The organism is Pseudomonas sp. DC3200b2, assembly GCF_049895785.1.
In the GTDB taxonomy this organism is placed as follows: domain Bacteria; phylum Pseudomonadota; class Gammaproteobacteria; order Pseudomonadales; family Pseudomonadaceae; genus Aquipseudomonas; species Aquipseudomonas massiliensis.
Genome location: NZ_JAFCTA010000013.1, coordinates 1 through 12,501 on the forward strand (window position 1 = coordinate 1; position 12,501 = coordinate 12,501).

General features: G+C 60.0%; 8 protein-coding genes, 1 rRNA gene and 1 pseudogene. 6 read left to right on the top strand and 4 right to left on the bottom strand.

The genetic code is table 11. From position 1 onward, the window contains the following. Positions 1-2,158, bottom strand: a 2,158-nt coding sequence (locus tag ACP691_RS21490; RefSeq protein ID WP_426199774.1) for a retention module-containing protein, incomplete at its 3' end; no start/stop codon positions are given. Positions 2,159-2,910: 752 nt separating this feature from the next. On the opposite strand from ACP691_RS21490, the gene ACP691_RS21495 reads away from it, so the two are divergent. The 3 genes from ACP691_RS21495 to ACP691_RS21505 all read left to right on the top strand — a co-directional run bounded on the left by ACP691_RS21495 (position 2,911) and on the right by ACP691_RS21505 (position 6,820). Further along, positions 2,911-3,117 (top strand): hypothetical protein, encoded by a 207-nt coding sequence (locus ACP691_RS21495; protein WP_426154302.1) that lies wholly within the window; start codon positions 2,911-2,913, stop codon positions 3,115-3,117. Between the two features lie 195 nt (positions 3,118-3,312). Beyond that, a complete protein-coding gene (locus ACP691_RS21500; RefSeq protein WP_426154300.1) occupies positions 3,313-5,466 on the top strand; it encodes a type I secretion system permease/ATPase in 2,154 nt (717 codons plus the stop codon). Next, entirely contained in the window at positions 5,456-6,820 is a 1,365-nt protein-coding gene (locus ACP691_RS21505) for an HlyD family type I secretion periplasmic adaptor subunit (protein WP_040259420.1), read from the top strand. Before ACP691_RS21500 ends, ACP691_RS21505 begins: the two co-directional genes overlap by 11 nt. Before the next feature lie 100 nt (positions 6,821-6,920). Here ACP691_RS21505 and lapD read toward each other — a convergent pair whose 3' ends face one another. Continuing rightward, a complete protein-coding gene (gene lapD / locus ACP691_RS21510; protein WP_426154297.1) occupies positions 6,921-8,870 on the bottom strand; it encodes a cyclic di-GMP receptor LapD in 1,950 nt (649 codons plus the stop codon). A 12-nt stretch (positions 8,871-8,882) separates the two neighbouring features. Then, a complete protein-coding gene (lapG, locus tag ACP691_RS21515; RefSeq protein WP_426199775.1) occupies positions 8,883-9,644 on the bottom strand; it encodes a cysteine protease LapG in 762 nt (253 codons plus the stop codon). A gap of 234 nt (positions 9,645-9,878) precedes the next feature. Here lapG and ACP691_RS21520 point away from each other — a divergent pair, with 234 nt between their 5' ends. From ACP691_RS21520 to ACP691_RS21530, 3 genes and pseudogenes are all read left to right on the top strand, one after another. Further along, complete coding sequence (locus tag ACP691_RS21520) at positions 9,879-10,571, top strand: GntR family transcriptional regulator (protein ID WP_426154293.1); 693 nt, start codon at positions 9,879-9,881, stop codon at positions 10,569-10,571. 349 nt (positions 10,572-10,920) lie between these two features. Next, positions 10,921-11,613 (top strand): annotated as a pseudogene (locus ACP691_RS21525) (SDR family oxidoreductase); the annotation flags it as partial. A gap of 22 nt (positions 11,614-11,635) precedes the next feature. Beyond that, on the top strand, positions 11,636-12,115 hold the full coding sequence (locus ACP691_RS21530; RefSeq protein WP_426154291.1) for an SRPBCC family protein: 480 nt from the start codon (positions 11,636-11,638) through the stop codon (positions 12,113-12,115). A 138-nt stretch (positions 12,116-12,253) separates the two neighbouring features. Here the strand turns inward: ACP691_RS21530 and rrf are convergent. After that, positions 12,254-12,369 (bottom strand): 5S ribosomal RNA (rrf, locus tag ACP691_RS21535). Positions 12,370-12,501 lie beyond the last annotated feature (132 nt).

Sequence of the window (12,501 nt, forward strand, 5' to 3'; positions counted from 1 at the left end):
CGTTATTGGCCGTCTCGGTGGAAGTGCCAGTAACGGTCAGGTTCCAATTACCGCTGACGTTGCTGCCAGCGTTGAAGCTGATGCCGGAGAGGTTCCAGCCGCTCACGTCCACGCTGCCGTTGGTCGCGGTAGCGGTGAAGCTGTTGGTGCCATCGCTGAGGGTAGCGCCGGCCGGAATGCCGCTGATGACCGTGGTGTGGGTTTCCGAGCCGTCGTTGTCGGCGTAGCTGGCCACAGTGCCCAGGCTGATATTGGTGTCTTCGTCGCCGCTGACTTCACGCGATTCAGTGATGGTCGGGGCGTCTGCCACTGGCGTGACATTGACGGTGATGGTATTCGACGTTGTGGCAGTACTGCCGTTGGCGGCCTCGGTCGAGGTACCGGTTACCACCAAGGTAATGGTGTCGCTGGAGTTGGCCGCTGGGGTCAGGCTGATGCCGGACAGGTTCCAGCCGCTCACATCGACAGTCCCGTCGCCGCCCACCTGGGAGGTGTAGCTGTGGGTGCCATCGCTGATAGTCGCGCCCACTGGGATGCCGCTGATAACGGTGGTATGGGTCTCGGAGCCGTCGTTGTCTGCATAGGTGGCCACGGTGCCCAGAGCGATGCTGGTGTCTTCGCTGGTGGTCAGGGTCTGGGCCGGAACCACGGCGGCATCAGCCACCGGCGTCACCGATACAGCAATGGTGCCCACGGTGGTGCTGGTGGCGTTATTGGCCGTCTCGGTGGAAGTGCCAGTAACGGTCAGGTTCCAGTTGCCGCTGACGTTGCTGCCGGCGTTGAAGCTGATGCCCGAGAGGTTCCAGGTGCTGACGTCCACGCTGCCGTTGGTCGCGGTGGCGGTGAAGCTGTTGGTGCCATCGCTGAGGGTGGCGCCAGCCGGGATGCCGCTGATGACGGTAGTGTGGGTTTCCGAGCCGTCGTTGTCGGTGTAGGTCGCCACGGTGCCCAGTGCGATGGAGGTATCTTCGTCACCCGATACGGCGCGAGCGCTGTCTACAGCTGGTGCGTCGGCCACCGGCGTCACGTTGACTGTGATGGTGTTCGACGTCGTGGCAGTACTGCCGTTGGCGGCCTCGATGGACGTACCGGTAACGGTCAAGGTCCAGCTACCGCTGACGTTGCTACCCGCGTTGAAGCTGATGCCGGAAAGGTTCCAGCCGCTGACGTCCACGCTGCCGTTGGTCGCGGTGGCGGTGAAGCTGTTGGTGCCGTCGCTGAGGGTGGCGCCAGCCGGGATGCCGCTGATCACGGTGGTGTGCGTCTCGGAGCCGTCGTTATCGGCATAGGTGACGACAGTGCCCAAGGCAATGGACGTATCCTCATTGCCTGTAACCGCCACGCCCTCGATGGCGGGCGCATCAGCCACGGGGGTGATGGTCAAGTCCAGCGTGCTGCTTGCGCCAGTGTCAGTGGTGTAAGTGATAGAGGGCACCGCACCGCTGTAGTTAGCCGCGGGCGTGAAGCTGTAGTCCCCATTGGCGGCGATAACGAGCGTACCCACGCCAGCGATCGTTACGCTCTGTCCTGCCACGAACGTACCCGTGACCCCTGCCACGGTATAACTGGTAACGCTCAATGCATTATCGGCATCGCTGTCATTGGCCAGCACATTACCGGTAGCGACATCATCTTCGTTCAGCGTCGCGGTATCACCCGCCACGATGGTCAGACTGTCAGTCGGGCTGGTCTGTTCAGCAGCAATGCTGTCAGCGGACGACAGCCCCGCGGTCTCAAAGCCCACCGTTGGGTCTACCTCGCCTGCGGTCTCTTCCAGCAAAACGAAGCTGTGGCTGCCACCACCTGAGCCGCCAGTATCCACGCCGGTTTCGCCCGCCGCGGTAGCTTCCAGTTCGGTGGTAGGGTCCGCGCCCGCGGCGATGGCTTTCTGTAGCTCAGCGACCGAGGGTGCTTGCTGTACAACATCTTCCGCGGCGCGCATCGTGTCCGGCGCGTTGGCGCTCCACTGGCTTTCACGTCCCACATCCAGTGTACGGCCATCGTTCAAAGACAGCGTTACCGCACCAGACGCGCCGGTTTCCACCACCTCCCCTGCGAACAGCCGATCGCCCTCTACAAGCACCCGACGGATGCCCTCCGGTGAAACCGCGACGACCTGGCCAACAATGCTTTTTACGATGGCGACGACACTGCTCATGAAGCTTCTCCGGGGGTACCGATCTGGTCGCTTCCGTACGACGTGCGGGCAAAAAAAGCCCTACATTTCAGAGGGGAGCGTGGGTATTAAAAAGAATTTCCAATCTGCGCCGGTTTTATGACGCTACTTATAGGTAGCTAACTAACCGACAAACTATTGACCTATTGTGCGGCATCCTAAACAATCCGCTACGTAATGTCACATTGATATTTCATGGCAAACCGCCTTTATTGCGCGCACTTCCTTTTCCCCCTTGCATCAGCAGACGCTTGCGCGCTTCGGCTGCGACTTCCACAGCCTTATGCGCTTGTCAGAGTTATTGTTTTCAAAGGACTTTCGGTATCTCTTACGATGCGCTCGTACTTCCCCGCCTCACTTCCCGTGGCCTTCGGTATCAGCTTCGCTCATACAGGCACTTTGCCCGTGCCATTAAGCATGTACTTGAGGCTTGTGCTCAGACTCAGGCAGGGAGGAGCGCCTATTGCTGCTCGATGCCGTCGAGCGCACCGCAGTGATCGTTGTCCAGGTTTACCCAGATGGGCTTATCCGTTGCGAATATGTTCGGCTGCTGGAGGGGAATCTTAAGAGCCGCCAGCGAAATTTCGCTCAGAGCAAGCTGCGCACGGCCCGCGTGCCAGGCCGCAACGCGGAATTGAATCAAGCGCAACCGTGTCTGGCTCAAGACCGGGAGGGACCGGTGGCTGACGGGCCGGCGCGGCGCTCGGACCAAACTGACCGCGAAGCGGTATTCGGTGACCCGTTCGTCGCTCCATGCGAAATTCGATGTAGAACTGTCACGCAATGCCGACAACAACATCAGCGCTGGAGAAGGCCATCACAACGCTTGCTCGGCCGTAGCACGCATGACCTCCAACCTGTACGCTGGAGGGGCCCAGGCGGACCTGCAATCCGAGCCTTGCCTGGCGGAGCAGGCGCCAGGTATTTGCAACAATGCCTAGAGCCAAAGGCCGATCGCCCAGCCGCATGCGAAGCGAAGCGGTCGAGTATGCATAGCGCACCCGGCGCGGTTCAGCCAGGGCGTGCTCGCCCCGCTGGCATCGGCTGTACAACAGGACCTCAAGCCGGAGGTTAAACTGCCCGGCATGAATTGATTCTTGACCAATCCCGTAATTTAAAAAAGCAGAGAGCGCAGCGTGGAATCAGAAGCCGGTCGAAACCTACCCACTCATGATCCACGCAGCCTGCATGACGACCCGCTGCTCGATGGGCTGTTGTCGCTTTGCTATCTGCATCAGAAGCCGGCCAGCCGGGCCATGCTCACCACGGGCCTGCCTTTGCCGGATCAGCGTCTTTCACCTGCCTTGCTGGCCCGGGCGGCGGCCCGCGCTGGCCTCCAGGGCCGCCTGCTGACCCGCAAGCTGGAACAGATTCCCGCCATCGCCATGCCCGTGCTGCTGTTGTTGAAAGACAACCGTAGCGCCGTGCTGTTAGGCTGGGAAGGCGAGCAAGCACGGGTGCTGCTGAGCGAAAGCGATGGTGGCGAAACCCGGGTGAGTCGCGAGCTGCTAGAAGAAGACTACAGCGGCCGGGTCTTTTTCGCCCAGCCGCAACACAAGTTCGACGTCAACCACGGTTCGCTCATCCCCAGGGCCAAGTCGTGGTTCAAGGACACGCTCAAGCGTTCGCGCTGGCTGTACATGGACGCCATCGCCGCCAGCCTGGTGATCAACCTGATCGCCATGGCCGCGCCCCTGTTCGTGATGAACGTCTACGACCGTGTGGTTCCCAATCAGGCCACGGCGACCCTTTGGGTGCTGGCCGCGGGTATTACTGGCGCCTACCTGTTCGACCTGCTGCTCAAGGGCCTGCGTGGCCTGTGCCTGGACCTGGCGGGAAAAAAGACCGACCTGATCATTTCCGCCACGCTGTTCGAACGTGTCGTGGGCATGGCCATGAAGATGCGCCCCGCCCGGGTGGGTAGCTATGCCCAGAACATCCATGAATTCCAGGGTATGCGGGACTTCTTGACCTCGCTGACCCTCACCAGCCTGATCGACTTGCCCTTCACGGTACTCATTCTTCTCGTGATCGCCATTCTCGGCGGGCACCTGGTGTGGATTCCCATCGTTGCCTTCCCACTGGCGCTGGGCCTGGGTCATGTACTGCAGAAGCCCTTGACCGCTACCCTGGAGCGCACCATGGCCCTGGCGTCGGAACGACAGTCGGCGCTGATCGAAACCCTGGCCGGCCTCGACGGCATCAAGGTGAACAATGCCGAGAGCGAGCGGCAGTACCAATGGGAACAAACCATCGGCACCCTCAGCCGCCTGGAACTGCGGGTGAAGGTGCTGTCCAGCCTGGCGATGAACCTGACCTTGATGATCCAGCAACTGGCCGGCGTGGCCATGATCATCTTCGGGGTTTATCAGATCATAGATGGCAACCTGAGCATGGGCGGCCTGATTGCCTGCTACATGCTCAACACCCGCGCCCTGGGCCCCCTCACGCAGCTCTCGGGCCTGCTGACCCGCTACCAGCAAACCAAGGTGACCATGGTCTCGGTCAACCAGATGATGGACCTGCCGCAGGAGCGCAACTTCGAGGAACGGCCCCTGAGCCGTCCGGTACTGCAAGGGGCCGTAGAGTTTCGCAACCTAGGCTTCACCTACCCCAACCAGCAGAACGTGGCCCTGCGCAATATCAACCTGAGCATTCGCCCAGGCGAGAAGATCGGCATCATTGGCCGTAGCGGCTCGGGCAAGAGCTCCCTGGCCAAGCTGATCGTGGGCCTCTACGAGGCCGATGAAGGCGCGCTGTTGATCGATGGCATGGACATTCGCCAGATCGACGTGAGCGAACTGCGCCACAACATTGGCTACGTGGCACAGGACATCCAGCTGCTGGCTGGTACCTTGCGGGACAACCTGGTATCCGGCGCGCGCTACGTCGAGGACGAAATGGTGCTGCAGGCCGCCGAACTCAGCGGTGTGCATGAATTCGCCAGGTTGCACCCCCAAGGCTATGAGATGCAGGTCGGTGAACGCGGCCAGAACCTCTCCGGGGGACAGCGCCAGAACGTGGCATTGGCCCGGGCTTTGTTGCTCAACCCAAAGATTCTCCTGCTCGACGAACCTACCAGCGCCATGGACAACAGCGGCGAAGAACGGCTCAAGCAACGCCTGCAGCCGGTGATCGGGGACAAGACCGTGGTCCTGGTTACCCACCGTGCCTCCCTGCTGTCCCTGGTAGACCGCCTGATCGTCATCGACCGGGGCCAGATTGTTGCCGACGGCCCGAAGGCCGCCGTGCTTGAAGCGTTGAAAAAGGGGCAAGTCAATGTCGCTTAAGATAGACAAGGGCGGTATCGGCGCCTACTTCAAAGGCCGGGACAACCTTTCAGGCCAGCCGCTTCCAGAAGTGAACAAGGCACTGATCGACGATGCGCCTCGAATTGTGCGCCTGACCATTTGGGGCGTGATCCTGTTCTTCGCGTTTCTATTAGGCTGGGCTCATTTCGCGATCGTCGACGAAGTGACCAAGGGCGAGGGCAAGGCGATTCCTTCCTCGAAGATCCAGAAGGTGCAGAACCTGGAAGGGGGCATCGTCGCTGAAATCTACGTCAAGGAAGGGCAGATCGTGGAAGCCGGCACGCCACTTATCCGCCTGGACGATACCCGCTTCGCCTCCAATGTGGGGGAAACCGAGGCCGACCGCATCGGCATGGCCTTGCGGGTAGAGCGCCTGAGCGCCGAAGTGGAAGATCGACCGCTCAATATCTCCGACACGTTGCGCAAGTCCGCCCCCCGCCAGGCGGCGGATGAAGAACAACTGTATCGCAGCCGGCGACAGCAGCTGGCCGATGAAATCGGTGGACTGCAGGCCCAACTGACCCAGAAGCAACAGGAACTGCGCGAGTTCGCGTCCAAACAGGAACAATACCGCAACAGCCTGGCATTGCTGCGTCAGGAGATCGGCATGTCCGAACCCCTGGTCAAACAAGGCGCGGTTTCGCCTGTGGAGGTGCTGCGCCTGAAGCGTTCCGAGGTCGAAACCCGCGGGCAATTGGATGCCACTTCCCTGGCCATCCCCCGCGCCCAGGCGGCTATCTCGGAAGTACAGCGAAAGATCGATGAAACCCGGGGCAAATTCCGTAGCGACGCCCTTACCCAGCTCAACGAAGCGCGCACAGATCTCAACAAGTACACCGCCACGGCCAAAGGGTTGGAAGACCGTGTCAGCCGGACCATGGTGTCTTCGCCAGTGCGTGGGGTGATCAAACAGGTGCTGGTCAATACTGTAGGCGGCGTGATCCAGCCCGGTAGCGATATTGTGGAGATCGTGCCTCTGGACGATACCTTGGTGGTGGAAGCGAAGATACGTCCGCAGGACATTGCCTTCCTGCATCCCGGCCAGGAGGCCATGATCAAGTTCACCGCTTATGACTACACCATCTATGGCGGGCTCAAGGGCGAACTGGTTCAGATTGGCGCCGACACCATCACCGATGAAGACAAGAAACAGACCTACTACCTGATCCGCCTGCGTACTGATCGCAATCATCTGGGCACGGACGACAAGCCCCTGCTGATCATTCCGGGCATGGTGGCCTCGGTGGATATCATCACCGGCCACAAGAGCATCCTCAGTTACTTGCTCAAGCCTATCCTGCGGGCCAAGGCCGAGGCGCTGCAAGAGCGGTAAAGCCAGCGCGCCCAGCTATGGAAGCGTTTACTAGCCAAGCTGGCTCCCTCGGGAGCCAGTCCACCTCGCAGGCAGGGCCTTCGATGCTTGGGCCCTGAGCTCAAGCCTCTTGCCATGGACCTGGCTCGCCCACCAGCCGCCCCTGGACGCCTTCCAGGCCCATATGCCGGATGACCGCCAGCTCGCCTTCGGTTTCTACACGTTCGGCGATCAACGGCAGGTCGATACTATGAGCCGCCCGTTGAATCGCCTCGATGAACAGCCGCTTGTGGTTTTCCTGATCGATGGCCCTGATATAGCTGCCATCGACCTTCAGGTACGCCAAGCCCAACCGGGACAGGTTGCCGATCATGCTAAAGCGCCCGCCAAAATGCTGCAGTGCCAGGCCAAAGCCCAGCGCATGCAAACGACGGGTGACCTGCTCTAGCACTTGTTGCTGAGGTAATTGCTCTTCGCCGATTTCGAAGATCAACCGCGGCCCAAGAGCGGAGTGGGCGGTCAGCAGATCGAAAATGCGATTCAGCGCCTGGGGGTCATCCAGGGTAGCTGCCGAAAGGTTGAGCGCCAGCACGCCCGGGCGGGCTTGCAAATGCGTCAGTACTAGCCGGAGCACCGTGATATCCAGGCGAGCGGACCAGCCGAAGCGTTCGATCCAGGGCAGGAAGCGCCCCGCCGGAATCGCCTCGCCGTGGGCGTCCAATACTCTGGAAAGCACCTTATGGTGCAGGGTATTACCTGTTTGGGCATGGATAACGGGCTGGAAGAACAGCTGTAGGCCATGCCCCTCCAGCGCCTGGTCCAGCAATTGATGCCAGGCATGGTGATCATCGCCGATCTGCCGAACGCTGGGCTGGTCAAGGCACACCCAGTGCCCGTCTCCCGAGCCTTCGGCCTGGGCCAGGGCCTGGTCGGCGAGCTTGAGCAGATCCTGAGGCGCTTCGCCCGCTGCATAGGGTGCCAGCCCCATCCAGGCCACCGGATACATGTCCGACGCGCCTGTTTCATAGAGGCTGTGCAAGGCCGTATCCAATGCTTGCGCCAATTGGTGAGCCTCATCGAGCGTCAGCCCAGGCGCCAGTACCGAAAACTCGCCCCCTCGGCTGCGGCAGATCAGGTTGGTGGTTTCTGGATGCCGCGCGCACAGGCGCGACAGCATGGCCGCGACTTCCTTGAGCAGCGTATCGGCGGCGGCGGCGCCCAGGCGCAGGTTCAAGCCGGCCAGGTCATTGACCCGCAGCAGCAACAGGTAACCAGGCCTGTTTTCTTCCGCATGGCTGACGCGCGCCTGGAGCTGCATGTCGAAATAGCGCCGGTTGGCCAGCCCGGTAAGGCTGTCCTGATAGGACGCTTCCCTTAACCGCTCACTGCGCTCAGCCTGCTCCATGAACAGCGTCTTGAGTTTTTCCACCATCTGGTTCATGGCCTGTACCACACGCCGCAACTCGGGCGTGCGCGGCAGCTCCGGCAGGCTGAGGAATTCACGCCGGGCAATGGCATGGGATTGCTCGACCATATAGTCCAGCGGGCGCAACTGCCGCTTGAGCAGCAAGGCCCCCAGCAAGGCACTGATAGCGCCACACAGCAGCAGCCATCCCAGACTGCCTAGGGCGCTCTCCCATAGTTTGGCCAGAGCGAACATCGGATGGCTGACCACCTCCACCCGTGCCGCCTGCTGCCAGCCCCGGCTGACGATAGCGTCCCCGCCCGCGGCTTCCAGCCCGATCAGGCGAATGAACCAATGCGGAACGCCACTGCTGTCGGGCTCCGCGCTGCGCTCTACCATCACCTTGTTGTCCGCCAGATCGATCACGCGGATGCTGGCGTAGTAGCCGCTGTCGAAGATGGACGTCACCATCAGCTCGACCATCGCCGGGTCATCGATATTGGGCGTCAGGGACAGCGCCAGGGCCGTGGCGGCATCCTGTGCGTGGGAACGCAGCTGATTGACGTACTGAGCCCGGGAACTCTCCAGGCTGACCATGAAGCTCCCGCCGAATGCCACCACCAGGAACAGGCAGATGGCCAACAGTAATTGCTTGAACAGAGACATCAGGGCTCCTGATTAGTCAGTGGGGTCAGCCGGAAAGCCTTCGGCGGTCATTTTCTTGAGTACGTCCTGCCAGCGCGACAGGCGCTTGGTGTCACCTACCCGCTTGTTGCCCGCCTGGCCGGTCAGCCAAAGCCCTTCGGCATTGAAGGCATAGACAGGAAGCAAGTCGCTGCGCTGGCTGGCAGGCAGGATGTCATCCATCAGGCTGTCCAGAACCAGCGGCATGGCGTCCGGGCTGGCGTAGTAGGTCAACACCATGTGGGCGCGATTCTGTCGCAAGGCCTTGACGTAAGTGATGCGCAATTTATCGCCGGATACGCCCAGATGGCGCAGGCTGAAGTACTTGGCGATGGCGTAGTCTTCGCAATCGCCGGCGCCTTTCCAGAGAGACTGCACAGGCGTGGCCCAGTAATCCACCTCTCTCCAGAGGTCGATATCTTCGCGGTACTGCATCTGGTGGTTGAAGAACAGGTTTACCACCTTCAACCGCTGCGCTTCAGGCGCCTGCTGCTGCGTCGCCAACAGCTTTTGCCAAGCATCGATCCGTTGTTGGCCTGCACCCAGCGGGCCGTACAAGGCCTGGGCCCGTCGACCGATAAGAGTAAAATCCCAGTCCGCCTGCAACACGCCGATCAAGCCAAGGCTCAGCGTCAGCGCAAGCAGGAAGCGGCGCAGCCTGATCTTCGCTAAGGTCACCTTCAGCACGTTGGCAAGCTCGGGGCGCGGTGTGAGGCGCAGCATGGTGCGGGTAGCGCCGGTAAAAAACAATGGCAACCTGCAATCAGTGCGTCGGCTCTCACGAAACAACTCAGCACAAGATCGAGGAAGGTACCGCCCCGCAGCGGATAAGTGCTGAAAACGACGATCAAAGGACGTAAGCTCCATGCCGAAACGCCGGTGTGGCTCAGCCCACCGAAAGGAATTCCGGCGTTCAGGTGGCAGGACACGCCTCGCACCGAGATTTGGGTGACAACAATATGCGGTTTCACATCTATCAAGGTAGTCAAAGTGCCTAGAAAACCCAGCGCCTTGAGCGTTGTGCTGGCGGCCGAACAGTTGCCTGCCCACCTTGCTCGCTCCATCATCCAAGAACGCCTGCGCATCGCTATTCTCGAAGGTCGCCTGCCAACCGGCACGGCAGTGCGGCAGCAGGAGCTGGCCACCATGTTCGGCGTCAGTCGCATGCCGGTGCGCGAAGCGCTACGCCAACTTGAAGCCCAGGGCCTTCTGGCGGTTGAACAACACAAGGGCGCGGTCGTTGCCCCGTTGATCACGTGGGACGCAACCGAAACCTATGAGCTGCGGATACTTCTTGAATCCGAAGCCCTGCGACAGTCTGTACCAAGGCTCACTGAAAGTGACCTTGACGAAGCCGATGCCTTGATCGAACGCATGGAAGCTGAAACGGATTACTCCGCGATGGGCGAGCTAAATAAACAGTTTCACCTGGTGCTCTATCGTAGAGCACCCAACCGCCGCCTGATGACCTTGGTGGAAACCGGGCTGGACGAAGAAGAGCGCTTCCTGCGCTTCAATCTCAAGGCCATGGGGTTGGGTAAGGTGTCGCAGGACGATCACCGAGCCCTGGCCGCCGCAGCGCGGGCCGGGGATACCGAGCGCTGTGTCAGCGCGCTGACCGAGCACCTGCAACGCGGTATCGAAGCCATCACTCGCTTCCTGGCGCAAGGCCAGGCTACATAACCGGGCATCTACGCCCCTGGTGCCCTTCAGGCAATTGCTTCGTCTTCCCGCCCCGTTTCGGCCCGCCTAGGGCCGACATCTCCTCTCCTCGCGCGCTCGCGGTTCCGTTTGACGGCGCGTGTCCGTGGCATTGCGGTTATAAAACCCACACTCTCTGTGTTGGTTGTGTTTGCCTGCCAATCCGGCGGACGCCATGGAAGGAGGAATGCATGCACCAGGCCAGCATGTAAGACCTTTTACATGAAACCATCTGTTCTAACTCGACTATCAGCGTGCCGCGCCCATATTGTGCACTACTTTATTTTGATCAAAGTTGATCGAAATGAGTACGCCTACGCTCAATGAAACTTTCAGCCAAAGTTCAACCCTGTCGGCCTGCAGCACTGTGGATAAAAACGGTACGGTGCTGGAAGCCGGCCCTTCGGCGACACCCCCTATCTACATACGCAGCGGTTATAACCTTTCCAAATGGGTAGGCGAACGCATCCTATGGCGGGCTCGCCATGCAGGTTGCTTTATCAATCTCTTCCGTCCAGGAAATATCAGCTTCAACAGTGAAACAGGTGTCTGTCAGCCGCAGAAGAACCGCCTGCTCTTGATGCTCAAGGGCTCGCTACAACTTGGTGCCGTACCGGCGCTTGATCTGAACTTCGACCTGATGCCTGTGGACTTCCTGGCCAAATTGATCGCCTTCCAGGCTAGCCGCCATGACCCTGAAGCGGCAGTGTTCAACCTGCACAATCCGCAGTCTCTCACCTGGAAGCAATACGTCGATTCCTTTGCGGCCTGTGGTCATGGATTCGATCTGGTTCCGGTCGACGTCTGGCAGACGCGCCTTGAAGAAGTCGATCACCGCAACGCGCTCTATGGCGTACTGGGCTTCTACCTCAAGGGCTTTGAAGAAGACATTGGGGACATTTCGCGCATTGACCATGAAAACGCAGCCAACGCGGTGCGTCGCATGGGAGCGGACTACCCAGAAAAAGATGCCGCCCTGCTAGCCCAAGGCTGCGCATACCTTCACTCCATTGCTTTCCTCTAACTTCCGATACAGGAGCGATACCATGAATGACCTACAACCGGATACTCGCATCCACAATCCTGTCGGCGCAAGGGTGGTTGCCGCGGTGGATGTGCCCGCCAATGCGAACACAACATGGGCGCTGGTGGGGGACTTTGGTGGTTTCCAGCGTTTCATCGACGCGCTTGAAACCACTGTAGTGACTGGCCAGGGTCCAGGTAGCGTCCGGCACAAGACCTTCAAGGACGGCAACTTCGCTATCGAGCAACTCAATCGTTATGACGCCGGTGCCAGGCTCATGACTTGGTCATTGATCCATACGTCGTTGCCTGTAGGCAATCTTTGGGCGGCCATGGAGGTCAGTCCGCTGACTGATGGCGGCTCTTGGGCCACCTGGACCATACAGGCGGAGCCTGTCGTAGCAGAGCCACTTCAATCGCTGGAGGCATTCCAAGGCTTTCTACAGGGCTTCGCTGATAGCGCCATGGCCAAGGCCAAGGTAGTCCTTACCCAAGACATTTGACGCTGCTGGTCAGAGCCCAGACTCTCGCTGAGAGTCAGGGCTTTCTTATGCCCGTTCGTCGAGGATAACCGATATGTATCCTGACCCGAAAAAGACAAAACCCCTGACCACGACGCGATCAGGGGTTTTGGGATTGAATCTTGACGATGACCTACTCTCACATGGGGAAGCCCCACACTACCATCGGCGATGCATCGTTTCACTACTGAGTTCGGGATGGGATCAGGTGGTTCCAATGCTCTATGGTCGTCAAGAAATTCGGTGGCCGTTTCGCCTATGGCGCCCCGGCGGAATCTTGGTACTTCTACTAAAGACAAAACCCCTGATCGCGATGCGACCAGGGGTTTTGGGAATAAATCTTGACGATGACCTACTCTCACATGGGG

Excerpts from the sequence above, each read along its gene's own strand:
- lapD (WP_426154297.1), bottom strand. The coding sequence starts at position 8,870 with ATGTCTCTGTTCAAGCAATTACTGTTGGCCATCTGCCTGTTCCTGGTG.
- ACP691_RS21530 (WP_426154291.1), top strand. The coding sequence starts at position 11,636 with ATGAATGACCTACAACCGGATACTCGCATCCACAATCCTGTCGGCGCA.
- ACP691_RS21505 (WP_040259420.1), top strand. The coding sequence starts at position 5,456 with ATGTCGCTTAAGATAGACAAGGGCGGTATCGGCGCCTACTTCAAAGGC.